This window comes from Rhizobium sp. L9 (assembly GCF_002531885.1).
Lineage (GTDB): Bacteria > Pseudomonadota > Alphaproteobacteria > Rhizobiales > Rhizobiaceae > Rhizobium.
Genome location: NZ_NWSZ01000003.1, coordinates 337465 through 363160 on the forward strand (window position 1 = coordinate 337465; position 25696 = coordinate 363160).

Annotated in this window: 21 protein-coding genes; 2 read left to right on the plus strand and 19 right to left on the minus strand. The window is 60.8% G+C overall.

Going from position 1 to position 25696, the window contains the following annotated elements:
• Positions 1-10 precede the first annotated feature (10 nt).
• A complete protein-coding gene (locus CO660_RS03485) occupies positions 11-1645 on the plus strand; it encodes a hypothetical protein (RefSeq protein WP_245421287.1) in 1635 nt (544 codons plus the stop codon).
• A 423-nt stretch (positions 1646-2068) separates the two neighbouring features.
• Here CO660_RS03485 and CO660_RS03490 read toward each other — a convergent pair whose 3' ends face one another.
• Complete coding sequence (locus tag CO660_RS03490) at positions 2069-3112, minus strand: class I SAM-dependent methyltransferase (RefSeq protein WP_097597398.1); 1044 nt, start codon at positions 3110-3112, stop codon at positions 2069-2071.
• Positions 3113-3366: 254 nt separating this feature from the next.
• On the opposite strand from CO660_RS03490, the gene CO660_RS03495 reads away from it, so the two are divergent.
• Positions 3367-5343 carry a GGDEF domain-containing phosphodiesterase gene (locus tag CO660_RS03495; protein WP_176536216.1) on the plus strand — a complete coding sequence of 659 codons (1977 nt, stop codon included), beginning with the start codon at positions 3367-3369 and terminating at the stop codon, positions 5341-5343.
• A gap of 110 nt (positions 5344-5453) precedes the next feature.
• Here the strand turns inward: CO660_RS03495 and CO660_RS03500 are convergent, their stop codons facing one another.
• From CO660_RS03500 to CO660_RS33585, 18 genes are all read right to left on the minus strand, one after another.
• Complete coding sequence (locus CO660_RS03500) at positions 5454-7241, minus strand: adenine deaminase C-terminal domain-containing protein (RefSeq protein ID WP_097597400.1); 1788 nt, start codon at positions 7239-7241, stop codon at positions 5454-5456.
• Positions 7238-8158, minus strand: coding sequence for a nucleoside hydrolase (locus CO660_RS03505; protein WP_097597401.1), 921 nt, complete (start codon positions 8156-8158; stop codon positions 7238-7240). The genes CO660_RS03500 and CO660_RS03505 overlap by 4 nt, the downstream gene beginning before the upstream one ends.
• 4 nt (positions 8159-8162) lie before the next feature.
• A complete protein-coding gene (locus CO660_RS03510) occupies positions 8163-9188 on the minus strand; it encodes an ABC transporter ATP-binding protein (RefSeq protein WP_097597403.1) in 1026 nt (341 codons plus the stop codon).
• Positions 9181-9960 carry an ABC transporter permease gene (locus CO660_RS03515; protein WP_097597405.1) on the minus strand — a complete coding sequence of 260 codons (780 nt, stop codon included), beginning with the start codon at positions 9958-9960 and terminating at the stop codon, positions 9181-9183. Before CO660_RS03515 ends, CO660_RS03510 begins: the two co-directional genes overlap by 8 nt.
• Positions 9957-10784 (minus strand): ABC transporter permease, encoded by an 828-nt coding sequence (locus tag CO660_RS03520; RefSeq protein WP_097597408.1) that lies wholly within the window; start codon positions 10782-10784, stop codon positions 9957-9959. Before CO660_RS03520 ends, CO660_RS03515 begins: the two co-directional genes overlap by 4 nt.
• A 61-nt stretch (positions 10785-10845) precedes the next feature.
• Positions 10846-11868, minus strand: a complete 1023-nt coding sequence (locus tag CO660_RS03525; RefSeq protein ID WP_097597411.1) for an ABC transporter substrate-binding protein — start codon at positions 11866-11868, stop codon at positions 10846-10848.
• A gap of 1 nt (position 11869) precedes the next feature.
• A complete protein-coding gene (locus CO660_RS03530) occupies positions 11870-12913 on the minus strand; it encodes a LacI family DNA-binding transcriptional regulator (RefSeq protein WP_097597468.1) in 1044 nt (347 codons plus the stop codon).
• 166 nt (positions 12914-13079) lie between these two features.
• The gene (locus CO660_RS03535; protein WP_085779280.1) at positions 13080-14516 is read right to left on the minus strand and encodes an efflux transporter outer membrane subunit; all 1437 of its coding nucleotides are present in this window, start codon (positions 14514-14516) and stop codon (positions 13080-13082) included.
• A gap of 150 nt (positions 14517-14666) precedes the next feature.
• The gene (locus CO660_RS03540; protein ID WP_097597414.1) at positions 14667-17777 is read right to left on the minus strand and encodes an efflux RND transporter permease subunit; all 3111 of its coding nucleotides are present in this window, start codon (positions 17775-17777) and stop codon (positions 14667-14669) included.
• A gap of 48 nt (positions 17778-17825) precedes the next feature.
• Complete coding sequence (locus CO660_RS03545) at positions 17826-19034, minus strand: efflux RND transporter periplasmic adaptor subunit (RefSeq protein WP_097597417.1); 1209 nt, start codon at positions 19032-19034, stop codon at positions 17826-17828.
• A gap of 155 nt (positions 19035-19189) precedes the next feature.
• A complete protein-coding gene (locus tag CO660_RS03550) occupies positions 19190-19792 on the minus strand; it encodes a TetR family transcriptional regulator (RefSeq protein ID WP_097597418.1) in 603 nt (200 codons plus the stop codon).
• A 109-nt stretch (positions 19793-19901) separates the two neighbouring features.
• Positions 19902-20846, minus strand: coding sequence for a phosphoribosylaminoimidazolesuccinocarboxamide synthase (locus CO660_RS03555; protein WP_097597421.1), 945 nt, complete (start codon positions 20844-20846; stop codon positions 19902-19904).
• An 85-nt stretch (positions 20847-20931) separates the two neighbouring features.
• Positions 20932-22674 (minus strand): SLC13 family permease, encoded by a 1743-nt coding sequence (locus tag CO660_RS03560; RefSeq protein WP_097597423.1) that lies wholly within the window; start codon positions 22672-22674, stop codon positions 20932-20934.
• 139 nt (positions 22675-22813) lie between these two features.
• Positions 22814-23509, minus strand: a complete 696-nt coding sequence (locus tag CO660_RS03565) for a phosphoribosyltransferase (RefSeq protein WP_097597470.1) — start codon at positions 23507-23509, stop codon at positions 22814-22816.
• Positions 23510-23523: 14 nt separating this feature from the next.
• Positions 23524-24327 carry a pseudouridine synthase gene (locus CO660_RS03570; RefSeq protein ID WP_097597426.1) on the minus strand — a complete coding sequence of 268 codons (804 nt, stop codon included), beginning with the start codon at positions 24325-24327 and terminating at the stop codon, positions 23524-23526.
• A 155-nt stretch (positions 24328-24482) separates the two neighbouring features.
• Positions 24483-24689, minus strand: coding sequence for a hypothetical protein (locus tag CO660_RS03575; protein WP_085779273.1), 207 nt, complete (start codon positions 24687-24689; stop codon positions 24483-24485).
• Positions 24690-24829: 140 nt separating this feature from the next.
• Positions 24830-25168, minus strand: a complete 339-nt coding sequence (locus CO660_RS03580) for a hypothetical protein (RefSeq protein ID WP_085779272.1) — start codon at positions 25166-25168, stop codon at positions 24830-24832.
• Positions 25169-25466: 298 nt separating this feature from the next.
• Positions 25467-25696: hypothetical protein (locus CO660_RS33585; protein ID WP_210421944.1), on the minus strand; the 230-nt coding region annotated here is incomplete at its 5' end.

Genomic DNA, 25696 nt, shown 5'->3' on the forward strand with positions numbered 1-25696 from the left:
GGAAAGGTCGGTGGAAACGGCAGACGCCGCATCGCCCCTGGCGTCACGGTTGAGCCGGTCGTGGGTTGTCATCGTCGGCATGGGTTTCGTTCTCGCCGCCCTTCTCGCTTTGCCTGGCCGAACGGCGACGACCAAGTACGTCAACGATCTCTTCGTTTTCCTGGATGGTGCTCATCGCATCGTGCGTGGCCAGGTGCCGAATGTGGATTTCCATTCATCGCTCGGGCCGCTGACATTTTATATTCCCGCTGCCGGCTATGGCTTGTCGGACAATCTGGGCGGCGCGATGCCGTCTGGAATGGCGATAGTGGTCCTCCTGCTTACAGCCATTGCCGCGGAAATCGTGAGCGGCCGGATGCATAAGGCGTTCGGACTCCCGCTTGCGCTCTTCCTGCTCCTGATAGTTGCGGCTCCCGCGAATCCGGGCGAGCGGATAGGGGAGCTAACTTTTGCCATGTTCTACAACCGGATTGGATGGGCGTCGCTCGGCTTTTTGTTGGTGATGTATCTGCCTCGATTGCCGGCCGCCGGGAGTCGCAAAGCAGTCGATGCGGCATGCGCCAGTTTCCTTGTGTTGCTGATGCTCTACACCAAAATGACCTATGGGGTCGTAGGGCTTGGCTTCCTATTGTTCATGCTTTTCGATCGTCGCCAGATCGGTTGGGTGAGGTTGGCGCTGGGGATGATCGCCTTCAGCGTCATCGCGATTGAAATCGTCTGGCGCGGCGGGTTCAACTACCTTGCTGACCTTGGCCTTTCAGCAAAGAACAGCGGCGGCGTTCTGACGTTGACCGCACTCGGTCATTTGGTACGGAACAATCTCGCCGACCTTCTTGTCTATCTGACAGTCGTGCTCATCGTTCTCAACCTGACGGCGAGCTATCGGCATCTGCTCTTCGTTGCCTTCTGCGGCACGACCGGAATCCTCTTGATTGGGCAGAATTTCCAGACCGTCGGTATTCTGACTCTGGGTGCAAGCGCCGCCATCATCACGGAAAGCCTCTTTCGCGCCAAGCCGCTCTCCCGATTCAGGAAAGCGCGGTTCGCGCTGCCGCTACTCGTGGGGTTCCTGCTATTGCCCGCCACCGTCGGCAACGCTGCATCATTCGCAATTCACGCCTATTACGCTGCCGGCGCCCGAGGCAAAGCGATCCCGCTGCCGGCGTTTTCCGAGATCAGGCTCGTTGAGATGTGGAGCGCCGGCCAATACGAATATTTTGAGGAATACAACAGGACACTGGTGGACGCTTCGACCATCCTGTCGCAACTCATGTCTGGTGACGAGCGCGTCGCGGTTCTCGATTTCGTCAATCCCTTCTCCGCCGGCCTGGGGCTGACGCCGCCCGCGGGCGACAGCGTCTGGTATCATTGGGGGCGAACTCTTGGGCCGTATGATCATCTGGCCGCGGAAGAGATGTTCGCCGACGTCGATCTTATCCTCGATCCGAAATGGCCGATCGAGATCTGGACGGGCAACGGGCTGCGCGATCTTTATGCCCACTATATCGCCCGCCACTATGCGCTGGTGCGGGAGACGGCCGATTGGCGCATTTACCGCAGAAAGGCTTCCAGAGCCGGCGCAGCCTGTTTTTTCACCTCCGCGGCGATCAGGCCGATGAGCATCAGCACGAGCGCCCAGGCGTAACGGATCCTGCCGGCAGCTGGTTCAAACGGAAAGCCCCGAAGTAACCGAGTATGACGGGGACCGGGATCACCAGCGCTGCTGCCGCCAGCCATGCCCACGAGCGCTGCCAATGGTGAAACAGCACGGGTCGGAGGAAGAGCGTGTAGTGGATCCGTCCGAGCGGCGAAGCCAGCGAGATGCCAACAGCACGAAGCCACTCACTGCGACGCCCGCCAGGAACAGGAATGCCGAAATTAGTGGATTTTGGCGCCAAATGCTCCAGTTCTTTGCGCTCGCCGCGGCCTCGTCATCAGCATGTCGCGGAGTGGCCCTGCTGCGTCCTCGCGATCCGATTGCTCCGTCTGTCTTTGACGCTTGCTAACTCTCCCTTGATGCGGATGTCCCGGCCGGTCTGCAGCAGCGAGGCCGGGCGGCCATCCCGACTTACGACAGCTTCCTGATGGTGCTGTAAATGATGTTACGGTTGGCACCGAACCAGACTGTCTTCTCAACGGTGTTTTCCGCCGCACTACTATTGGCAATACGCCACATGTCGGCCTCGGAACGCTGGAGGAGCTCCCAGTTCATGTAGGATTCCATGTATCCGTCATCCGCCATCTCATCGGAGAAGTTGGCAAATAGAAAGACGCCGCCCGGTTTCAGCATTTCCATGCAAATCTGAGTGAGCCGAATTGCTACTTTATCGGCGAGGTAATCGTACAGCCCTGCTGCGTAGATCAGATCGAAGGTGCCAAGCTGATGTTTGCGCGCGAGCAAACCGCGCACCGATCCATCGATAGGCTCGACAGAAGTCCCATGGAATTGGCTCGCGATCGAACCAATGCTTTGCGGATCCTGATCAAGAGCAACCCAGCGCTTAAGGCGGCCTTCTGCAAGCGCCTTTGATGCCTCCGCTTCGCGAAGGTGACCCGCGGCGATGGCCAGAACTTCGGCGTCCGACCCCCTTCGCGCGGCGGTGTCATCAACGTAGCGGGTCAGAATGTCGCGACGTTCCCTGACCGCTACCGGGCCGGGCGCATTGATCGTGTATTCAAAGATATCCAGGCCGAGAAGCGTGGATCTGGCAACTTCTTCGGCGACCGCCGGATGCCCATAAATAAAGTCTATAAGACTGGCGTCACCGGAATAGCCGCGAGGTTTTTCAAAGGACCAACGAGTGAACGGGCACTGCTGCAGAATCTTTGCCGAGGGATGGGCCTGAATGAATGGGATGAGCTTTTGCCATACAGCAGCACCGAATTTTTGGCGGACGTCATGAAGCTGACCGATCAACCACCTGACTGCACCAGGCAGGTCTTTCCCGGCGCTGAACCGCTGCATTGCAATGTTGATGAGAATCGCAAACTCGGCCTCTGCCGTCCGCAGGAGGTCCGTTTCATTATGGTGGTGAGGTGAGGGGAACTTATTGCTGACTGACTGCGGTGTAATCAAGCTTTGGCCATCAAGAGAAAAGAGGGGCTGAGCCACGGAAACCTCATTGGGGATAATGATTTAAACATTGAGTAAAATCTTCATCATACTCATGAAGGTCAAGCGTCAAGGTTGGAGCGCAGTCGAAATGCACGTTTTAATTTTAGAAAATATTAGTGAACCCGACAGATACTCTGCCCGCCGGAAGCTCGGTGCAGCGTTATCGGTTGATGTGGAGTCTGCGGGGGGCTATCCAGCGTTAGCTAGCAGTCTGCGTAGGGCAATGCTGCATTATTTTGGGTGGCAGGGGCATGATGCACGTGTTAGCCGAGACCGCAGTCGCCACCATAGGGCCGACGCTATCGTCAGAACAGTTGCGTCGCCTTTACAAGAAGAAGAGCGAGAGCGGCCGAAAGACCGCTACGCGCAACGGCCTCTGGATAGCGGTGGCTGCTTACCTTGCATACTCTTTCACTGACTACCTTTTTATTGGCGATGTCGTCCGGTACACGATCGCCGGCCGATTGGCGGTTGGCGTCGGTGCGATATGCATGCTGGAGTTCTTGCTCTACCGCAAAGCAAAGGCCGATACGGTCGATATGGCGGCGGCGACGTCCGTGCTAGCGGCTTATTTAGTCTGGCTTCTGACGGCACAGATGACCACGGTCAGAGACGCCTTCTCATATTATATGGTTTTTGGCTCGATCTTCATGATGAGCGTCAACTTGTTCTTCAGTTTCCGGTTTCCACTAGCTCTTGCGGCCTCCGTAACGAACATGCTCATCTTCATCGGCGCGCTCTATCTATTCGCGCCTATGTTGCTTCTTTACAAGCTGATCCTCGGTGCGTTCTGCATTTCCTGCTTTGTTTTTACGTCTTACGTAAACCTTCAACTCAACAGAGAACGCTATAAAGTTTTCCTGAATGCTCTTGAAGCGAGTTTGCAGCAAGCCGCCGCCGAGGAAAGGGGCAAGGCGCTTTTGCATCTCTCAAACACCGACTCGCTGACCGGCCTGGAAAATCGCCGGGCGATCGACCAACGGCTGCGTGATTATTGGCAACGCTGGCAGGACCAGAGGGCGCCCTTTGCCGTGCTGCTCATCGATGTCGATTATTTCAAACATTACAACGACTGCTATGGCCATCAAGACGGCGACCGGTGCCTTGTCGCTGTCTCGCAGCTTCTCCAAAGTGTGGCCTCGTCCTGGGACTCGATCATCGGACGATACGGGGGTGAGGAATTCATCCTCATCACACCAATGCTGAATTCGGAAAGAGCGACCGAACTCGCAGAAGCGATTTGTGCTGCCGTTCGAGAACTGGCTTGGCCACACGAGCACAGGCGAGACGGGACCACCGTCATCACTGTGAGTGTCGGCGTGTCCTATACCAGGGGTGAAACCAAGCAGGTCGACAAGGTCATTCATGAAGCTGATCGCGCGCTTTATGCCGCCAAGGCATCGGGTCGCAACACCCTCGTGGTTTTCGATCCCGAAGACCCGCAGAGGAGCGATGACAGCGAGGATATAGCCGCGACCTTGAAAATCGCGATTGAACACGGCCTTGTCTCCCTCGTCTATCAGCCAATTCGCAACATTCAGACAGGCAAGACGGACGGCGTTGAAGCTTTGATGCGTTTGAGGATGTTGGACGGGACGCAGGTGTCACCTGCTATGTTTATTCCTGTTGCGGAAAGGACAGGTTCGATCGTTGAACTCGGCCGGTGGGCAATTCGCACCGTTTGCCGAGACCTGTTGGCGACCGGCTTGGTGCAAGTTGCCAGCGTCAACGTTTCGCCGATTGAGCTCAAGATGCCGGGTTTCGCCAGCTATGTCGCCGCGACGCTGGCAGAATTCGGCGTGACGGGGGCTCGGCTTGCTTTCGAAATTACCGAAGGCGTTGAGCTGGAAATCGACCAGACCGTGGTTCGTTGCATCAGCGACCTGAGGAGGTTGGGCGCTCAAGTCTGGCTGGACGACTTCGGCACAGGCTTCGCCGGGCTCTCGTGGCTTCGCCTGATCGAATTCGACACCGTCAAGATCGATCGATCCTTCCTCCATGATTGCCATACGGAAAAAGGCAAGAGGATGTTGCTTGACATCATCAGCCTGCTGCGCAATCGCGGCGTGAGGATACTCATTGAAGGCGTTGAGACCATTGAACATCAGCGGCTGATGCAGCAGTACGGAATCAACCAGATCCAGGGATATTACATCGGACGGCCCGCGCCGGCAGCCCAGCTTGAATCTGATAACGTGCTGCCTTTCGGCCTGGTCAGGACTCATTGATTCCAAACGTCCATTTCGGAATGGGCAATGAGTTTTGTTGGTCACGGCGGCAGGCGCCCGTAGGCGGATTGCACGGCACTCCCGCTCGCTTTTGATCCGTGCGTCCCTGCCTAGAAAATTTCCAGCACCGGATCTTCCAGCACCTTCCCCGTCACCACATCCGCAATCCCCCGGTCCGTCTGATGCGGGCCGGCATTGCAGGCGAGTGTCGCGCCGAAGCAGGCCTTGAAGACGCGGTAAGGTGGCTTCCAATCGACGATCTTGCCCATGGCCTTACGGATGTCTGCAAAGGCTGAGGCGGTGTCCTTCAGTGAGGCGTCGGTGACGAGGCCGGAGAGCGGCAGCGGCAGGATCGCTTCGATTTGGCCGTCCTTGGCGACCGCCATGCCGCCGCCGGCTGTTATGACAGCGTTTGCGGCGAGCGCCATGTCGGCTGCATTGCCGCCGAAGACGGTGAGGTTGTGGCTATCATGCGAGACGGTGGTGCAGAAGGCGCCGCGCCATTCGCCCCAGCCGCTGAGGAAACCGTTGCGCGGGTTGCCACCGGCCTTTCCGTGGCGATGGGCGACGGCGATCATGGCGCCGCCGACAGGCGGCACGACGAAGCCGTCCCGGATATCCGTTTCCGCCTCTCCCCATTGAGTGAAGCGTGGGCGGTCGATGGTGGCGACGCGGGCGCGCTTGCCTTTCGCGGGGATGCGGAAATCGTCGTCGGTCAGCAGCGGCAGCTTCACGGACTTGATCAGCGGCGCCGTATCGAGCGGCTGAACGGTCGCCTCCATGCTGCCGTTGCGGGCGACGACGCGGCCATCTGATATGACGAGGCGTGCTCGGAATTCCGTGAGATCCTCGAAGAGAACGAGGTCGGCGCGGCGGCCGGAGGCGACAAGGCCGAGATCGGAACGCTTCAGCCGCTCAGCGGCGTTGAAGGTCGCGGCGCGCAGTGCCCATTCCGGTTTCATGCCATAGCGCACCAGGCGGCGGGCGACATCATCGAGGCCGCCGCTTTGGTAGAGTTCATCGGGAAAGACGTCGTCGGTGCAGAGCGTAATGGTTGGCGGCAGATGGCCGAGGCCGTTCAGCACCTCGACGAATTCCTGCAAGAGATGGTCGTGAGAGCCACGCAGTTCGATCGTCAGACCGGCGGAAAGTTTGGCGCTAAGATCGGCGCCGGAGGTGAGTTCGTGGTCCGACGTGACGCCCGCTGCCATGAAGGCGTTGAGGTCCGCGCCGGTGAGGCCGCGGGCATGGCCACAGACGAGCTTGCCGGAGGCAAGGCCTGAGTTGACGATGGCGCTCATGCGCGGATCGCCGTCGATGACGCCGCGCATGTTCATGACTTCGGCAACGCCGCCGACAGCAGGAGAACGCAGCATCTCGGCGACGACGGCGGCATCGAAATCGGCGCCGGCGAGTTCCAGGCCCGGCGCAGACGGCACGCAGGAGGGGGCGAGCAGGATCATGCGCAGCGGCAGAGCACGTGCCGCCTCGATTGCCCAGCGCACGCCGTCGAGGCCGTGGACGTTGCCGAATTCATGCGGATCCCACACGACCGTGGTGACACCGCGCGGCAGCACGGCGCTTGCATATTCGGCGGGTGTTACCATCGAGCTTTCGACGTGCATGTGCGTATCGATCAGGCCCGGCGTCAGGATGCCGCCAGTCGCATCGATGATTTCGACCGCGTCCATGCGGCTCGCCGGGGCATGGACGCTGGCGATGAGCGCGCCGACGAGGCCGATATCAGCCTCGCGGATCAGGCCCGTCACCGTATCGAGCAGGCGACCGCCGGTGATCAGCATATCGAACGGGGCGTCGCCGCGGGCGGCGGCAACGGCGCGGGCGCGCAAGGCTGGATCGTTGAGATCGAAAGGTTCCTGACGAGCAATGACGTTCATCTGCGGGCCTCATTGATCAGGGCGGCGAGAATGATGGTACGCGCCTTCTCAACGTCGATATCGGCGGCGAATTGGGCGTTGAAGGTCGCATGCGTGGCGCGGGTCTCGACGACGGTGCGGCCACGGGTGAGGGCGCCCTGCAGTTCGACGTCGATGCGCGCGGGGCGGAAGCTGACGATATCGGGGGCGACGAAGGCCACGGCGGCGGAGGGATCGTAAATTGCCATGCCGGGACGGCCGCGACTGGTGCCGATGCTTATATAGCCGGCGAACATGTCGCCGATCAGTTCGGCATTTGCGCCACCGGCACTGAGTACCGGCTCGACATCCTCGGGCCTTGCCAGCACTTTGCGGCAGAGGTCGAGATCGATCATGCGCAGCGGCAGGCCATGGGCGATAACGATCGCCAGCGCCTCGGGATCGGCGAGCGCGTTGAACTCGGCGGAGGCCGTATGGTTGCCCGATGTGACGCCGCCGCCCATCCAGACGAGTTCGGTGATACATGCGGCAAGATCGGGGCGTGCGAGCGCCACGGCGGCGATATTGGTCAGGGGGCCGAGAGCCAGGATGCGGTGTGGTCCGTTGCCCTCGAGCCAGCGGCAGAGCGCGGAGAAGGCGTCGCTCTCGGCAAGGGCGGCGGCTTTCGGTAGGCTCTTGCCGGATGTCGGAATGCCGGTTTCGCCGAGGATCGCCTGGGCGGTTTCGAGTTTGCCGAGAACGGGTGCAGCACGCCCGGTATGGACGGGGAACGTCCAGTCGAAGGCGCCGGCGGCGCCGGCTGCATTCATCCTCACCTGCGGCAGCGGCGTGTTGCCGAAGACCAGCGAGACGCCGTCGATCTGATATTTCGACTGCGCCACAACCAGAATGGCGGCGATGTCGTCGAAGCCCATGTCGGTATCGATCCACACACCCATGATGTCACCCGAAGCGCTTGAGGTTGGCCGCGCCGGCGACCGGCAGATCGAAGGCGAGCGCACTGCCGATCTCGTGCGGCGGCAGGCTCGCGTCGATTTCAGCCTTGATAGGCCCAAGCGGCGTATGAAGGAGGTATTCGCGTGTGTTGCCGGCGAAAGACGTGCCGTGCACTTTGCCCTGGAACGGACCGGAGCCGAGGGTCACCGTACGCGGGCGCCAAGCCAGGCCGGCCGCAGCTTGGGGCGGCGGATCGGAGAGTGCTGCGGGGCCGTGCGGCGTCACAAGCTTTCCGTCTTTCAGAGCGAAGACATTTTCGAAGCCGACGAAATCGGCGACGAAGGCGGAGGCGGGATTGTTATAGATCTCCTCCGGCGTGCCGATCTGTTCGATGCTGCCGTTCAGCATGACGACGATGCGGTCGGCGAGCGCCAAGGCCTCGACCTGGTCGTGAGTGACGAAGATCATGGTGACGCCGGTCTCCTTCTGCACGCGCTGCAATTCAGCGCGCATTTCGAGGCGAAGCCGGGCGTCGAGATTGGAGAGCGGTTCGTCAAGCAGCAGGACCTTCGGCTCCATCACCATGGATCGCGCCAGTGCGACACGCTGCTGCTGGCCGCCGGAGAGTTCGGCGGGCTTGCGGCCGGCGAAAGTGGTGAGGCCGACGGATTTCAGGCCGGCGCCGACGCGGGCATCGAGATCCGCGCCCGAAACGCCTTTGAGGCGCAGGCCGAAGGCGACGTTCTCGTAGACCGTCAGATGCGGGAACAGCGCGTATGACTGGAAGACGAGGCCGACGGCGCGCTTGTTGGCGGAGACGCCGGTTATATCGGCGCCGTCGAGGCCGATGCGACCGGATGCGGGCTTCAGCAGGCCGGCAATGGCGCGCATCGCTGTCGTCTTGCCACAGCCGGAGGGGCCGAGAAGGGCGACGAGCTCGCCCTTGGCGATCGCAAGGTCGAGATCTCTCACGGCGACCGTGTCACCATAGCGAAGCGTCAGCTTGTCGAGTTGGAGATAGGCATCAAACATAACGCGAGAATCCCAGGAAGCGTTCGGCGAGGAAGACGATGCCGATCGAGAGGAAAGCGAGAAGGGCGGAGAGCGCCGCGATGGAAGGATCGTAGGTGGTTTCCATATAGCCCAGCATATCGATCGGCAGGGTTCGGACACCCGGGCCGGAAAGGAAGAGCGAGACCGGCACCTGATTGAAACTGGTGACGAAGCCGAGGATGAAGGCGGCCAGGATGCCGCCGCGGATATTCGGCATGACCACGCGGAAAAAGGCACCGAGCCTGGAGGAGCCGAGCAGGACGGCTGCCTCCTCGATATCCGAGCGCAGATTATCGAGGCTCGCCGACACGACGCGCACGGCATAGGGCAGTACGAGGGCCGCATGGGCAAAGAAGAGCGCAAGCGTGATGTTGAAGCCGAAGGGCACGACGAGATAACGCAGCAATGCCAGGCCGACGATAATGCCGGGGACGATGATCGGCAGCGAGACGATGGTGCGGACGGTCTCTGCTGCGGGCAGCGGGTAACGCGACAGGGCATAGGCGGCGGGGATGCCGAGGATGAGGGCTGCCAGTGTTCCGAAAACGGCAAGGAACATCGACATGGCGAAGCTGTCGCGAAAGCTTTCAATAGTGAAGACCTTCATCACCCAGCGTAGCGAGAGGCCCTGCGGCGGGAAAGCCAGCGTGTCACCAGCCGAGAGCGAGGCGGCGATGATGATCAGAAACGGGCCGATCAGGAAAACAAGCAGCAGGAAGAGGACGACAGGCGATAGGAGACGGATGCTCATCTGCGTCTCCTCGCCGTCGCAAGGCGTTTCAGCAGGATGTTGGCGGCAAAGCTCATGACGATCAGAATGAAGGCGATGACGCTTGCCGAGACGAAATCGTTTGCGACGGACACCTGCTGATACATCAAAGTTTCGAGCATCAGCACCTTGGAACCGCCGAGGATGGCGGGGGTGATGTAGGCGGTGAGCGAGCCGGTGAAGACGAGCGTGCCGCCGATGACGAGGCCCTCGCACGTGAGCGGCAGGACGACCTTCCAAAAGACCTGGAACCAGTTGGCGCCGAGCACGCGGGCGGCCGGGATCGCATCCCTCGGCATGTTTTCCAGCGCACTGATCAACGACAGGATCATCAGCGGCAGGAAGAGCTGCAGGAGGCCGATGAAGACGGCGGTTTCGGTGAAGAGCAGGCGCAGCGGGTCGTCGCTGAAACCGAGGCCCGTGATCGCCTTGTTGACGATGCCAGTGCGGCCGAGAATGACGATCCAGGCATAGGTGCGCGCCACCGGCGAGATCATCAGCGGCAGGGTGACCAAGCCGATCATGCGGCCTTTGCCGTTCGCCGGCAGGTTGACGATCGCAAAGGCCGCGGCGTAGCCGATGACGGCCGAGACGGCGGTGACCTCGAGGGCGAGCCGGAAGGAGCGCAGGAAAACGGTGCGGTTCAGCGTCTCGGAAAAGAAGACGGTATAGGCCGACAGCGTCCAGGCACCATCGGCGCGAAACCCCTCCGACAGCAGGATTGCGACGGGCAGCAGAAAGACCACCGTTGCAAAAACTGCTGCCGGCAAGGCAAGCGCCAGGGCTTCCGCGCGGTTCTGGAACATGAGACGCCTTTCCAGGAGAGGAGATGGCCCGGCGAGCGGCCGGGGCGGATTCATGCGGGCTCTACTGGCCGACCTTCTCGTTCCAGGTCTTCAGCCAACCGGCGCGGTTGTCGAGGGCGATGGCGGAAGGGATCAGCTTGAGGCCCTTGGCCGTCTCCTCGCCATAGGTGAGGTTGCCGGCGGCAGCGTCCGAAAGCTTGACCTCGCTATTCGCTGGGCTGTCGATCAGCTTTTCGGCGAGCTTGGTTTGGGTCTCGGTCGAGAGCCAGAAATCCATGAACTGCATGGCGAGATCCTGGTTTTTCGAACCTTTGGTCAGCACGAGAACGTTCATGCCGCCGGTCTGTCCCTCTTTCGGTGTTGCCCAGGCAATGGGGAGGTCGAGCTTGGTGAAGCCGGCCCAGGAGAAACGGCCGATGGGGGCTGCCCAGATTTCCTCCTGCTGCATCAGTTGCACGAGCTGCGAGGATTTTTCGTAGAAGGTGACGATGTCGTCCTTCTTGTCGCCCAGCGCTGCGATCGGGCCTTGCAGATCGGGCGTATCCTTGCCGAGCGCCAGGCCCAGCATGTAGAGCGCCGGCGGGCCCTGATTGGTGGTGACGTTCGGGAAGGCGACATGGCCAACATATTCCGGCTTCAGGAGATCGGCCCAGGACTCGATCTTCATCTTGTCGGAACGATAAGCGATCGACGTGGCATAGAAAGTGTAGCCAACGCTCATGCCGTCGCCGTTCGGGTCCTTGGCGACGTCGTAGAGCTTGGCGAAATTGGCAAGCTTCGCGGTATCGATCTTGTCGGTCAGGCTGGCGCGCGACGCGGCAAGCGCGTCCGCCATCGAAACGGCGGCGAGATCGACCACGGGGTTGGCCTTGTTCGCCTCCATTTTTGCCAGCCGCTCGACGCTGTTGCCGGTCTCGACCACCAGCTTGCAGCCGCATTGGGCTTCGAACGGTTCATAGACCAGCGTCTTGAAGTCGTCCTGCGCGAAGGCATAGACGGAAATGGTCAGCGTCCGTTCAGCTGCGGAGGCGGCAAACGGCCAAAGTGCGGCGAGTGCCGCGGACGCCATGAGAGCTTTTTTCATCTTACATGTTCTCCATCTCTGAGGTTCTTGGTGCCGGGCTCGCAGGCCCGGATGATTGACGGACAATCAGCTGCATTGCGACGCGTTCGATTTCCGCGATCACGAGAACGCCTTCCCGGGTGCGGCTTTTTCTGATGGTGTCGGCCAGCGCCGACACGGCAATCCCCGCAATTCTATCCATGTCCATTCTGACCGTCGTCAGCGACGGTGTGACAACAGGCGACCAGATGAGGTCGTCGAAGCCGGTGACGCTGACATCGCCGGGAACGCTGATGCCGGCTTGCTGCAGCTCGGTCAGCGCGCGTAATGCCTGCAGATCGGAGAGAGCCGCGAAAGCGGTAAAACCCTCCCGCACCTTTTCGGCAAGGCCGAGCGGACAGCCGCTGCCGCCATCCTGCTCTACCTTCCCGATCCATAGCGTTTCGGCATGCATGCCCGCGTGCATTCCGGTGCGAATTCCATCGGCGCGATCGTTCTGAACGCTGGACTCCTGATTGTTGCCGATGATGAGGATGCGTTGGTGGCCGAGGGCCGCGAGATGGAGAGCGATTTCGCGGCCGCCCTGCCAATGGTCGGCGGAAACGGTGTTGCCTGGCGTCGAGGGGGTATCGATGAGAGCGACTGGGCAGGCGGCGGACAAAATGCGGGTGGCGCGGCGGGGAATAATGACCATGCCGTCGACGCCGCGTTCGACGAGACGATTGATCGCCTCGGTCTGAGTGGCAGCATCGCCGCGGGAGTCGGCGATTAGAACACCGTAACCAGCGGTGGAGGCGGCAAATTCGATCGCCTGTGCGATCTTCGGGAACAGAGGATTGGCGATGTCCGGCAACACCAGGCCGAGAACGCCGCTGCGGCCGGTTCTGAGCGCGCGGCCGGCCTGGCTTGGGACATAACCCAGTTCGGCGGCATGTTCGCGGATCCGTTCGACCAGTTGGCCGGAGACCCGGCCTTTGCCGGAAAGCGCATTGGAGACCGTGGCAATAGAGACGCCGAGCGAGGTCGCTATCCTGCTGAGGTTCGGTCCGGAGCGCGATGCAGCCATGATCTGATGCATTCTGATTAATCGTTTAATCACTGCTACAGCAGCCGTCTCCGCTTGTCCAATCCAAATTCGTCTGGTGCCCGATTATTCCGGGATATTGTCGGGCATGAAAAAACCCCGCGAGGTGATCGCGGGGTTTCGCATTTCCAGAAAGGCGAAATGCCGATCAGCTCTTGGCCTTTGCCGGCACCGGCGTCACCGCTGCTGTGGTCTTGCCGCCGGGCGCGTAGCCGCCGCCGACCGCAATGTTCAGCGAGACGTAGTCCTTGGCCATCTGCTGGACGGCCTGGGCAAGGCTTGCCTGGGCAAGCGAGACCTGGCGCTGTGCATCGAGAACGTCGAGCAGCGAGGAGGCGCCGTCCTTGTAGGACGCGGTCGAGAGTTCGAGCGTTTCCTGCGTGGTCTTGACCTGAGCCTGTAGGGCTGCGACCGTGCGGGCGTCACGGCGGACAGCGGCGAGTGCGTTCTCGACCTGTTCGACCGCGGTCAGCACCGTCGACTTCCAGTTGAGGTAGGCGGTCGCGGCAGTGGACTGCGCCGACTTGACGTTGGCGCGCAGACGGCCACCATCGAAGATCGGCAGGTTGAGGGTCGGGCCGAAGGACCAGGGGGTCAGGTCGCCATGGATGCCGCGCTGGTTGATGTAGGACGGCGAGATCGAGCCGCTGAGCGAAATGCTCGGATAGAGCTGCGCCTCGGCAACACCGATATTGGCCGTTGCGGCGGCGAGATCACGCTCGGCGACGCGAATGTCGGGACGGTTGCGGATCAGGTCCGCCGGGATGCCCGAATTGATGCCGCCACGGAAGACCGGCTGACCGCGACCCTTCAGCAGCTCGTCGACGAGGGCCGAGGCCGGCAGGCCAAGCAGCGTGGCGATGTGATGGGCGGATATACGGATGTTGGTTTCGAGGCCGGGAATTTCGGCGAGCGTCGACTGTACGAGGCCTTCGGCCTGAACGACGTCGAGACGCGAGGCGGCGCCGGCTTCAAGCTGGAACTTGGTCAGCTCGTAGGTTTCCTGACGGGACTTCAGGTTGGCCCTCGAAAGCGCCAGGCGTTGCTGATAGTAGCGAACATCGATGTAGCTGGAGACAAGATCCTGCACGAGAGTCAGCTTGGCGACGTCGGCGGATGCGTATGCCGAATCGAGCGAAGCGAGCGCACTTTCGGTGCTGCGCTTGTAGAGGCCGAAGAGATCGAGCAGCCAGGTCAGCTGGACTTCGCCGGCACTGGTGTTGCGTGTGTCGAACTGCGAGCGCAGCTCGCCCTTCTGACCGCTGACCGTGTGCGAAGCGCCGACATTCAGGTTCGGCAGGGCGCCTGCGCCGGCGGTGGTGACGTTTGCAGAGGCCGCATTAATGCGTTCGATTGCCTGCTGGACCGTTAGATTCTGCTCGAGCCCGGCCTGGACATAACCATTCAATTTGGGATCGTTGAAGGCCGTCCACCAGGCTGCGGTAGCAACGTCACCGACACTTTTCGTGCCGCCTTCTCCGAATTTGGCGGGCAGCGGCATTTCAGGAGGAGCATGATCCGGGCCAACAACGCAGCCCGACAGTAATAACAATAATGCCGGTGTGGCAAAACGAAGAGATACCATTCATTTCATCCTGTACTCGAGCAAGTCAATTCTTGTCCGAAGCTTCATGCTTCACTATCGCAGCCGCGCCTCGTCCTACCACAAACACACACACCGAAGCAGTCGGGCGCAATGTAGCAATCGGAACAGCATTATCACAGTGCATTTATATCACACTCCTGCCGCATTTTTGTTGCGTGTGGCAAAGATGCGTCGAATGACGATGTAGAAGGACGGCACGAAGAAAATTCCGAGCATCGTTGCCGACAGCATGCCGCCGAGAACGCCGAGGCCGATAGCGTTCTGGGCCGCAGAGCCCGCGCCCGTAGCGATCGCCAGAGGCACAACGCCGAGGATAAAGGCAAGCGATGTCATAATGATCGGCCGCAGGCGCAGCCGCGCCGCCTCCAGTGTCGCCTCGAAAAGGCCCATGCCGCTTTCCATGCGATCCTTGGCGAATTCGACGATCAGGATCGCGTTCTTAGCCGCCAGGCCGATCGTGGTGAGCAATCCGACCTTGAAATAGACATCGTTGGCTTGGCCGAAGAGTGTTGCCGCCGCCAGGGCGCCGAGAACGCCGACCGGCACTGCCATGATCACCGAGAAAGGGATTGACCAGCTTTCGTAAAGTGCTGCCAAGCAGAGGAAGACGACGAGTACCGAGATCGCATAGAGCATCGGCGCCTGTGAGCCGGAAAGGCGCTCCTGATAGGAAATGCCCTGCCAGGCCACCGTGTAACCGCCGCCGAGTTGCTCGGTCAGCTCTTCCATTTCGTTCATGGCATCGCCGGAGGACACGCCGGGCGCGGCGGCACCGTCGAGCGGAATCGCGCTGACGGCGTTGAAGCGGGCAAGCGAAGGTGCGCCCTTCACCCATTCGGTTTTGGTAAAGGCGGAGAAGGGCACCATCTCGCCGGCCGTGTTGCGGGCATACCAGTGATTAAGATCGTCCGGCTGCATGCGGAACGGCGCGTCGCCCTGGACATAGACCGGCTTGATCTCGCCGTTCAGCGTGAAGTCGTTGACATCGCGGCCGGTGAAGATGATCGACAGCATCGAATTGACCGAGGCGATGTCGACGCCCATGGCGCCGATCTTTTCCTGATCGAGCACGATGCGCATTTGCGGCTCGACTTCCTTGTTGCTGCTGCGCAGCGCCACGATCCTACCCGAGCTGTTGCCCATCTGGATCAGCCGCTTGGAAGCAGCCGTCAGGGCGTCGTTGCCGTGGCCGCCGGTATCGACAAGATACATGGAAAAGCCGCTCGACACGCCGAGGCCCTGAATCGCCGGCGGCAGGAGCGCGAAGACCTGTGCCTCGCGCATCGCAAAGAAGCTGCGCAGCGCCCGGTTGACAACCGACTGGGCGCTCAGAATTGGATCAGTGCGCAGCGAAAAATCCTTGAGCTTGGTGAAAACGATGGCGCTGTTTTGACCGGAGCCGTTGAAGCCAAAGCCGAGTGCGCCGAAGACGGATTCGACGGCATCCTTCTCATTCTCGCGATAATAGTTTTCCACCTTCTCGACGACGGCCTGAGTCTGCTGCGTCGTCGATCCCGGCGGCGTGGTGACGATAGTCAGCAGCACGCCCTGATCTTCCTGCGGCAGGAAAGAACTCGGCAGCCGGGTGAAGAGGTAGGCGCAGCCGGCGCCGACGAGAAGGAAGACCAGCATGACGCGGATCGGGCGCTTCAAGAGATAGCCGATAGCCCTGACATAGCCGTTGGTCGAGCGCGTGAAGTTGCGGTTGAACCAATCGCCGACGCGGTGTTTCCGGTGTTCGCTGACCGGCTTCAGCATCGTGGCGCAGAGCGCCGGTGTCAGCACGATGGCGACGAGCGCCGACAGCAGCATGGCCGAGACGATGGTGATGGAAAACTGGCGATAGATGATGCCGGTCGAGCCGCCGAAGAAGGCCATCGGAATGAAGACGGCAGTTAGCACGAGCGCAATGCCGACGATGGCGCCGGTGATCTCGCCCATCGATTTCTCCGTCGCTTCGAGCGGCGAAAGCTTCTCTTCGGACATGATGCGTTCGACGTTTTCGACCACGACGATCGCATCGTCGACCAAAAGACCGATGGCCAAAACCATGGCGAACATCGTCAAAGTATTGATCGAATAGCCGGTGGCCGCCAGCACCCCGAAGGTGCCCAGCAATACCACGGGAACGGCGATAGTCGGGATCAGCGTTGCCCGAAGATTCTGCAGGAAGACGAGCAGCACCACGAAGACGAGCACGATTGCCTCGATCAGCGTATGCACGACCTTCTCGATCGACAGTTCCACGAAGGGCGTCGTGTCGTAGGGATAGGTAATCTTCACGCCTTCCGGCAGAGTGCGGCCGATGACATCGAGTGCGGATCGAACGCGTGCGGCCGTATCGATGGCGTTGGCGCCGATCGCGAGGTTGACGGCAAAACCGCTCGAAGGCAGGCCGTTGTAACGCGAACTGCCGCCGTAGCTCTCCTGACCGATCTCGATGCGCGAGACATCGCTCAGGCGCACGGTCGCGCCGTCCTTTTCGACCTTCAGGATGATGTGCTCGAAGTCGGCGACGGTGGTGAGCTGGCTTTGCGCAGTGATGGTGACGTTGAGCTGCTGACCTGACATCGCCGGCTGGGCGCCGAGCGAACCGACGGAAACCTGAGTGTTCTGCGCCTGGATCGCCGCCGTGACGTCGCTCGGCGTCAGCTGATATTTCACTAGCTTGAAGGGATCGAGCCAGATGCGCATGGCGTATCCGGAACCGAAGACGTTGATGCTGCCGACGCCTTCCAGGCGCTGGATCTGATCCTCGATGGAGGTCGACATGATGTTGCCGAGATCGACCGAATTGCGCTTGCCGTCAGTTGAGACGAGCGAGCCGACGAGGAGGATGCTCGAGGTCGAGCGCGTCACGCTGATGCCGGCATCGATAACATCGCCCGGAAGCTGCGACTGAACCAGCTGCAGCTTGTTCTGCACCTGCACTTGGGCGATGTCGGGATCGATGCTGGTTCCGAAAGTGAGCTGGATGCTGGCCGATCCGGTCGACGAAGTCGAAGTCATATAGGTGAGGTCGTCGAGGCCGGTCATGCCGTCTTCGATGATCGTCGTTACCGATTTTTCAACGGTCTCGGCGCTGGCGCCGCGATAGGTGGCGTTGATGCGGACCGTCGTCGGGGCGATGTCGGGATATTGCGAAATCGACAGGGTGAAGATCGCCAGAAGGCCGGCGAGCATGATGGTGATCGCAATGACCCAGGCGAAAATCGGACGTCGGATGAAAAACTTGGCCATCGATTGTTCCTGTGCGGCTGAGACGGTGACGATGCGGGCTCGGAGCGATTACTTCGCTGCGGGCTTCTCAGCGTCACCGGCCGCGGGCTGCTCGGCAGCCACGACCACGCCATTGTCGTTGATCTTCATCGGAACCGGCTTCACCGGCATGCCTGCCGTGACCGACTGGAGGCCGGTGACGATCAGCTGATCGCCGTCTTTGATGCCTTCGGTCACCAGCCAGGAATTGTTGGAGGGCGAGCTGTTCTCAAAGGCGCGGGTTTCGACCTTGCCGTCGGCGGAAACGAATTGCGCCGTCAGCCGGCCGTTGGCGTCGCGGCTCGTTGCCAGCTGCGGCAGCGCATAACCGGTTTCGGCGCCGAGCTCGACCGTGGCGCGGACATACATGCCGGGCAGCACGATACGATCGGGATTGGGGAAAAGCACACGAATGATGAAGGTGCCTGTGGTCTCGCTGACCACCTGCTTCGACATGTCGAGCTTGCCCTGCTGATTATATTCCTTGCCGTCTTCGAGAATCAGGTGGAAGGCGACATTCTCCGCGCCCTTGATATCGCCGGCGGCCATCGCATCGCGCAGCCTCAGCAGATTGGTGCTCGACTCGGTGAGCGAGATGTAGATCGGATCGAGCTGCCGGATCGTCGTCAGCGCCGTCGTCTGGTTGGCCGAGACGACATTGCCGATATTGTAGGCGGTCTGGTCGATGACGCCGTCGAAGGGTGCGACGATCTTCGTATGGTCGAGGTCGATCTGTGCCGCGGAAAGGGCAGCCTTTGCCGACTCGACCTCCGCCTTCGCCTGGAGAAGCGTCGTTCTGGCCGTTTCATATTCGATCTGGGTGGCGCCGCTGCCGACGAGGCGCTGGTAGCGTTCGAGATTGCTTTCAGCGCTCGGCACGCTCGCCTCGGCTTTGGAGATGGCCGCCTTGGCCTGCTCGACGGCGGCGATATAGGGCGCATCTTCGATCTGATAAAGAAGGTCGCCCTTCTTGATCTCTCCGCCTTCCTTAAAGGCGATTTCGCGGATAATGCCGCTCACCTGCGGCCGGATATCGGCCGTCTGGAAGGCTTCGGCGCGGCCAGGAAGAATTGTCGTGATTGGGAAACTCGCCTTCGCCAGGGCGATCACCCCGACGGGGGTTGCCTGCTGCGCGGCCGCGCCGGCATCGCCCGCGGGCTTGCCGGCGTTGTCGCTGCAGGCGCCAAGCAATGCGCCGGCCATCAGGGCCGAGGAGATGAGAACGGCACGCCGAATCATTCTAATTCCTTCATGCGGTGGCAATCGCCGTCGATCCACGGGCTCGGCCGGGCCGAGGCAGGCTTATTTAAGCGTCAGGATGAACTTGGCCTCTAATGCCATAGTCCCGGGTCTAGCAAAATCTTTACGAAGTGACGTAATTCAGCAACCGTCACTTAGCAAGCGCTATTTTGCAGTGCGGCATCGACAAAGCCGACGATTTCCTCGGCACGACGCACCAGTGTCTCAGTGTCGTCGCGAACGATGAGGACAGGGTGCAACACGCAGGCCAGCACATCGGCGACGGTCTGTGCGGCACGCTGAGGGTCGCGGCAGTGATAACGTCCTTCCACCATGCCTTTGCGGATGATCTCGCCGAGTTTCTCCTCGATACGGGCGCGATAGCGATTGCCGGCTTCGAGTTTGGCTTCGATGGTCGAGAGCACCATTTCGAAGATGTAAGGGTTCTTCTGGATATCCTGCAGATGACCCTCCAGCAGGCGCAGGACGAAGCGGAGCAGTTGCTCTTTCGCGGGCATGTTCTGGTCGAGGGGGACAAAACGCTCGGCGGCATTGTCGAGATGGCGCCCGGCGATGGCATCGACCAGCGCCACCTTGGAACGGAAATGCTTGAAGACATTGGCGGGCGACATGCGCAGCGCAGCTGATATATCGGCGATCGACACTGCGGCGAAGCCACGTTCGCGAAACAGCATCTCCGCCATCGAGAGGATGTCCTGTCGCGTTTCCTCGGCCTTGCGCCTCGGCCTTCTTGCCATCCGTCCCCCGCCGGGCCGCGCCCGGTACTCCTTTTTTGCCGATGCTAGCGCTATTCAGCGAAAACTGCCAAGCCGATGCAAGGCCCGGCGGCTTTCGTACGTCGCCTTTTCAGGGGAAATAGGGGGCGAGGTTGCTGCGGACACGGGCAAGCGGCGTCTCGCCGCTATTGTCAGGAACAAAGCGCTCGCCGGTTATCGCCTCGTAGGCTCTGATATAGACGGCCGAGGTCTGCTCGATCAGTCCGGTGGGGATTTCTGGAATCTCGTCCTTATAAGGGTCGCAGCGCTCCGCCACCCACGCACGGACGAAATCCTTGTCGAAACTATCCGGGCGCTTGCCAGCGGCAAAACTTGCCGGATAGGTTTCGGCAAGCCAGTAGCGGCTGCTGTCCGGCGTGTGGATCTCGTCGGCGAGGATAATATTGCCGTCGCCATCGGTGCCAAATTCATATTTGGTATCGACGAGGATCAGGCCTTGCTTCGCGGCCATTTCCTGGCCGCGGGCAAAGAGCGCGAGTGCATATTTCGACAAGGTTTCCCACTGCTGGCTGGTCAGAAGGCCTCGCGTGACGATTTCCGCAGGCGTCAGCGGCTCGTCATGGCCTCCGTCGAATTCCTTGCTCGTCGGCGTGATGACGGGTTCCGGCAGGATCTGATTGTCGCGCATGCCGTCCGGCAGACGCATGCCGTACATTTCCCGCTCACCCTTCTTATAGAGGGTCAGGATCGAGGTGCCGGTGGTGCCGGCGAGATAACCGCGCACGACGATTTCAACCGGCAGGATGTCGAGCCGCCTGCCGATGACCACATTCGGATCGGGATAGTCGAGCACGTGGTTCAGGCAAATGTCCCTCGTCGCCTCGAACCAGTAACGCGCCGTCTGCGTCAGCACCTGACCCTTATACGGAATACAGGTGAGAATGCGGTCGAAAGCGCTCAGCCGATCTGTGCTGATGATGATGCGGCGTCCGTCGGGAAGGTCGTAATTCTCGCGCACCTTGCCGCGATAGTAGTTCGGCAGTTCCGGGAAATGGGCTTCGGAGAGGATTCGCACGGCGCTCGACTGTCCTTGTATTTGGCTGATGGCTTCCTGCTCTAGTTTCATTACCGGCGAAGTCAAGCCGAGCGGAAGTATCGCATCACAGCCAGAACAGAGCCAGAAGAAACAGAGCGAGGCCGTAAGTTGCGACGGCAAGCGGCCAGCCGGCCCGCAGGAAGTCGATGAAGCGGTAACCGCCGATGCCCATCGCCAGCGTATTGTTGTGATGGCCGAAGGGCGTCAGAAAATCGAGCGAGGCCCCGAGGGCGACCGCGATCAGATAGGCGTCGGGTGGGTGCCGCCCGATCCTCGCAAATTCGAGTGCGATCGGGGCGAGCACGATTGCGACCGTCGCGTTGTTGACGAAGGGCGTCAGCGCCATTGCGAGGAAGAGGATGAGGGCGATGCCCGAAAGCGCATGGTTAACCGGCACGATGAGGCTCAGCCAGCCGGCAATCGCTTCGGCCGCTCCGGTGCTGGCCACTGCCTGGCCGATCGGAATCATCGCCGCGAGCATGATGATGATCGGCCAGTTGAGGTCGGCCATCGCCTGGCGGATATTGAGATGATTGAGCAAAGCGAGGACGAGGACGACACCCGCAAAAGCGACCTCGGGATGCAGGCCCGCCGCCGACGCGGCGACGCCGCAGGCAAACAATGCGAAAGGCCGCCAGGAGAGGAGGGCCGGTTCAGCTGAACCTGTCGGAGCAAGCGGCAGGCACTCGCTTTCCTCCAGCGCTTCGGCGATTGCCGTACGTGGCCCTTCCAGTGTCAATATATCGCCGATCGACAGTTGCAGATCGAGAAAGCGGCCTTCGATGCGCGGTGTGCGCATGGAAAGAGCAGTGACTGCGATGCCCCTATGGTGAAAGACTTCGAGTGAACTGACGCGCGAACCCACCAGCGTGCTTTCGGGCATGACGACGGTTTCGACCCGGGTGAAATTTGGCGGCCGAATATTCAGATGGGCATCTGCCACCAGGGCCTGTGTGGCGGCAAGGCCGGCAAAGATGTCATCGGCGCCTTCGGCAAGCAGCACGTCGCCCGCCCTGATCATCGACTGGTCGAGCGGGCCAAACACGAAATTGCCGTCACGGATCAGCGCGTGCGGTTTGATGCCGAAGCGGGTCGGACACTCCGAAAGCCGCGTGCCGATCAGCGGCGAAGCATCGGGAATGCGACGTTCGACGACGACGCGCCGCGAGCCCTGGGCGAGCGTTGCCGGCACTGTATCGGGTTCCGGGAACAAGTATCGGATCCGAACGGCGATGAGCAGGATGCCGACGATCGCGACTGGCAGCCCGACATAGCTGAAATCGAAGAAATGAAAACCCGCACCGGACGTCTTGGCAAGCGCATCGCTGACGAGCAGGTTGGCCGGCGTGCCGATCAGCGAGACGAGGCCGCCGAGCAGGGCTGCAAACGAGATGGGCATGACGAGCTGACGGCGGGGGATTGAGAGCGCCACGCCGAGCCGCAGCGCCACCGGCAGGGTGATCGCAAAGGCGCCGATATTGTTCATGAAGATGGAAAGAAAGCCTGCAAGCGAGGAAGCGCCTGATATGACCTTGAAGTTCGACGGTCTTGCGGTTGCGACACGCGCAGCGAGGTTGTCGAAGAGCTTGGCGCGTGCGAGCACCTGGACGATCAGCAGGATTTCGACGACGGTGATAACGACGGGGCTGGCGAAGCCCGCGAAGATCTGATCGACTGGATAAAGTCCGAGCGCATAGCCGGCGAGCAGGCCGGCAATCGCAGTCACCTCGATGCGTATGCGTTCGAGCGAGAAGAGAACGAGCATCACCAGCAGAAGGATCAGCAGGGATGCTTGCTCAAACGACATGGGCGGATCCGGTGTTCCATCGATGGAGGCATGTCGCTGTACCGCAACCGCTGCAGATTTCCGGGTGACAGGCCTTGGGCGGACTGTAGTCGTTCCTCATCTGCTGTACAGAGGCGTCAGCCGGCAAAATTGAACGATGTCACGTCTTCGGTCGGGCCGAAACCTGCCAGCGGCCCTCGGCATTCCGCTCCAGCACGGGCGTTGCGAAGACACCGCGGACGCGCGCGACCCACTGCGGCCCGGCGGTTGCGAGGCCGTCGCGCCAGCGCTCCGATTGCAGCATGGCCGCGCCTATGACGACGGGTTCGATGCCGCAGGCCGTCAGCAGATCAAGGCCCGAGACGATCGATGCGCCGCTGGAAATGACGTCATCGATCAGGGCGACGCGCCGCCCGGTCAGCAGCGGCAACATGCGCGGATCGATATAGAGGCGCTTGTCCTGTGTCGGCGTCGTGATCGATGACAGAGGAACGGAGAGCTCGTCGCGGTACCAGAACTTGCGCGAGGTGCCGAGCGGGACATAGCGGCCGTGACCGAGCTTCTGCGCAACGGCGGCTGCAAGCGTCAAGCCGAGCGTCGGCAGGCCGGCGACGACGTCGACGCCCATAGGTCCGATCTTTTCGGCGAGACCGTCGGCCAGCGCGTCGAGGACGGCGAAGCTCGCCTGGTTGACAATCAGCGAAGCGAGGGCGTGATCGCCATCTGCCAACACGCGTATCGGCAGGCGAAGCTGGCGGCCGTCGTCCAGCGTGGCGACATAGAAAGTCGTGAACTCCCGATCGTGGGGAAAGGTGCCGGGCGGGTGAATCTCCTGCCAAAAGTCATGCGGCGCCATCTCCGACAGATCGGTCAACGTCTCGCCCTTTCCATGCCGGCTCTTCGGCGCAACCCCTGCAATTCTCCTTCGGTCAGCGCACGCACGGCGCCTTTTGGGAGTTCGCCGAGTTCGAGCCCGCCGATTGCGACCCGCACAAGGCGCAAACATTCGGCCCCGAGCGCCTCCAGCATACGACGGATCTGACGATTGCGGCCTTCATCGAGCTCGACCTCGATCCATGAGTTTCTGTCGCCCTGGCGCAGGCGTCGTGTGGCGGTGGCCGTCAGCAATTCGCCGTCATGACGGATGCCGGATGTCATAGCGGCAATCTCCTCGTCGTCCATGAGGCGGTCGATCTGGACATGATAGGTTTTGGTCACATGGGTGAGCGGATCGAGCAAGGTCTGGGAGAACTCGGTGTCGTTGGTGAAAAGCAGCAGGCCTTCGCTCGCCTTGTCGAGCCGACCTACAGGAGAGAGGTGCGGGATGTCGAAATTCTTGAGGCAATCATAGACGGTCGGCCTGCCCTCGGGATCATGGCGGGTCGTGACGAGCCCGCGTGGCTTGTTGAGCATCAAATAGATTTTCGCCTCGGCGGCAATGACAAGTCCATCGACACTGATCCTCGCCGTCGACAGATCGACCCATGCAGAGGCATCGCTGACGGTACGGCCGTCGACGGCGACGCGGCTTTCGGCAATCAGCCGTTCGGCCTGCGTACGGGAGCAATAGCCGAGTTTGGAAAGGGCGCGCGGAAGGGTGACCCGCTTGCCTGCAGTGTCGGCGGCAGGCTTCAGCCGCTCGCGTGTCTTATGCGATGGGCGCCGGTCCCTCATCTGCCATCCCTGTCCAGCCTCGATGCCGCTTCTTGGCACGAACGGCCCAACGATGCCAGCGTGACAACGAAAACTAAGGAATGATAGGGTTGCAAAAGGACGTCAGCGCTTCGGATAAAGCGCCGTCTGGGCGAAAACCGGTTGGTCGCGCCGCCTCAGCGGCAGGCCATGAAGCCTGCCAGTTCCTTGCGGCTGACGACGATGCCGGCAGCGGCCTTCGCTGGGTCGGGATGGGTATATGACAGGCTTGGCATTTCCGGCAGCTCGAGCGCCTGACGCATATTCATGATGCCGACCGCGTAACGGCCGTTAACGCCGTCGGCGCTGACTTCAATGATGCAATTGGCCCTCTTATTGTCCATTGGTTGTCCTCCCGTTCGTTTTTTATGTTGCCATCCCTTGCATTAAAAATTGGTTTTTCTGAGACATAAGCGTTTACGCACGCCGCCGAAAATGGGTCGGCGGGTGCGTAAAAGAGCCGGCTTCGAGGCGGATCGAGCGCTCAGTGCCACCAATGGCGAGGCTGCGGCTGTGAATTGCCGGATAGCAGGTAGCCAAAGAGGAAACCGACCGCCCCGGCAAGCACCAATGCGGTGGTCGTTGCGGCCGCATGCTCGCGGGCGGCGCCGGCGGCGGCTGCCCCTTCGGCCCGGATTTGGGCGACGGCGTTTTTTGCGCGGGGCAGGGCTTCATCGTAGGCCTTGCCGGCGCGACCGCGCACTTCGTAATAGGCCTCGGCGCCCTGGGCGGAAATCATCTTCTGCAGACGAGAGACTTCCTGCTGGAGCGCAGCGATGTCCTTGCTGACAGATGCTCTGATGTCATCGGTGTTGGCAGCCATGTCGGTCTCCTTCCTTCAATGGGAAAGAAAACACCTCAAACGGTGATAGGTTCCGAAATTGCAGCTGCTGATTTATGACGGAAATTTAAGCTCGCCTTCCAGCCTCGATTTAATCCTCGATTAATCATAAATTGGCTCAAAGCGCTGTTTTCACGCGATTTTTCGCCGGTTGCGGGCGGCAATTCGGGGATTTTTTGACCAGCTGATAAAGAAATCTTCGGAAATTTGTCGCGAACACGCCGCCTGTGGATAAAGAACGCAAAGAAAATAGCTGCAAAATCAGCCTGTTACAAAAATGTCAAAAAACTTTTGGAATGGCTGTTGACTTAGAAAAGGGGGTGGGATTATAAGCCCACTCACTGACGAGGGCGGCGGCGCTGCTGGCGACGAAGTCTCTCGTTCTTAAGAAACTCAAGCGGATTGGCGGATTGCTGGTTTGTTGCTTCGGGCCTAGGTTTGGAGCGGGTTTTGGTGACGGCTTTTGGTCGTCGGTTATTTGACAATTGAAGATTGGAAGAAAGAGAAACG

Excerpts from the sequence above, each read along its gene's own strand:
- CO660_RS03520 (WP_097597408.1), bottom strand. The coding sequence starts at position 10,784 with ATGTTCCAGAACCGCGCGGAAGCCCTGGCGCTTGCCTTGCCGGCAGCA.
- CO660_RS03515 (WP_097597405.1), bottom strand. The coding sequence starts at position 9,960 with ATGAGCATCCGTCTCCTATCGCCTGTCGTCCTCTTCCTGCTGCTTGTT.
- CO660_RS03525 (WP_097597411.1), bottom strand. The coding sequence starts at position 11,868 with ATGAAAAAAGCTCTCATGGCGTCCGCGGCACTCGCCGCACTTTGGCCG.
- CO660_RS03540 (WP_097597414.1), bottom strand. The coding sequence starts at position 17,777 with ATGGCCAAGTTTTTCATCCGACGTCCGATTTTCGCCTGGGTCATTGCG.
- CO660_RS03570 (WP_097597426.1), bottom strand. The coding sequence starts at position 24,327 with ATGAGGGACCGGCGCCCATCGCATAAGACACGCGAGCGGCTGAAGCCT.
- CO660_RS03550 (WP_097597418.1), bottom strand. The coding sequence starts at position 19,792 with ATGGCAAGAAGGCCGAGGCGCAAGGCCGAGGAAACGCGACAGGACATC.
- CO660_RS03565 (WP_097597470.1), bottom strand. The coding sequence starts at position 23,509 with ATGGCGCCGCATGACTTTTGGCAGGAGATTCACCCGCCCGGCACCTTT.
- CO660_RS03580 (WP_085779272.1), bottom strand. The coding sequence starts at position 25,168 with ATGGCTGCCAACACCGATGACATCAGAGCATCTGTCAGCAAGGACATC.
- CO660_RS03510 (WP_097597403.1), bottom strand. The coding sequence starts at position 9,188 with ATGTTTGATGCCTATCTCCAACTCGACAAGCTGACGCTTCGCTATGGT.
- CO660_RS03495 (WP_176536216.1), top strand. The coding sequence starts at position 3,367 with ATGATGCACGTGTTAGCCGAGACCGCAGTCGCCACCATAGGGCCGACG.
- CO660_RS03535 (WP_085779280.1), bottom strand. The coding sequence starts at position 14,516 with ATGGTATCTCTTCGTTTTGCCACACCGGCATTATTGTTATTACTGTCG.
- CO660_RS03545 (WP_097597417.1), bottom strand. The coding sequence starts at position 19,034 with ATGATTCGGCGTGCCGTTCTCATCTCCTCGGCCCTGATGGCCGGCGCA.
- CO660_RS03560 (WP_097597423.1), bottom strand. The coding sequence starts at position 22,674 with ATGTCGTTTGAGCAAGCATCCCTGCTGATCCTTCTGCTGGTGATGCTC.
- CO660_RS03575 (WP_085779273.1), bottom strand. The coding sequence starts at position 24,689 with ATGGACAATAAGAGGGCCAATTGCATCATTGAAGTCAGCGCCGACGGC.
- CO660_RS03500 (WP_097597400.1), bottom strand. The coding sequence starts at position 7,241 with ATGAACGTCATTGCTCGTCAGGAACCTTTCGATCTCAACGATCCAGCC.
- CO660_RS03505 (WP_097597401.1), bottom strand. The coding sequence starts at position 8,158 with ATGGGTGTGTGGATCGATACCGACATGGGCTTCGACGACATCGCCGCC.
- CO660_RS03530 (WP_097597468.1), bottom strand. The coding sequence starts at position 12,913 with ATGGCTGCATCGCGCTCCGGACCGAACCTCAGCAGGATAGCGACCTCG.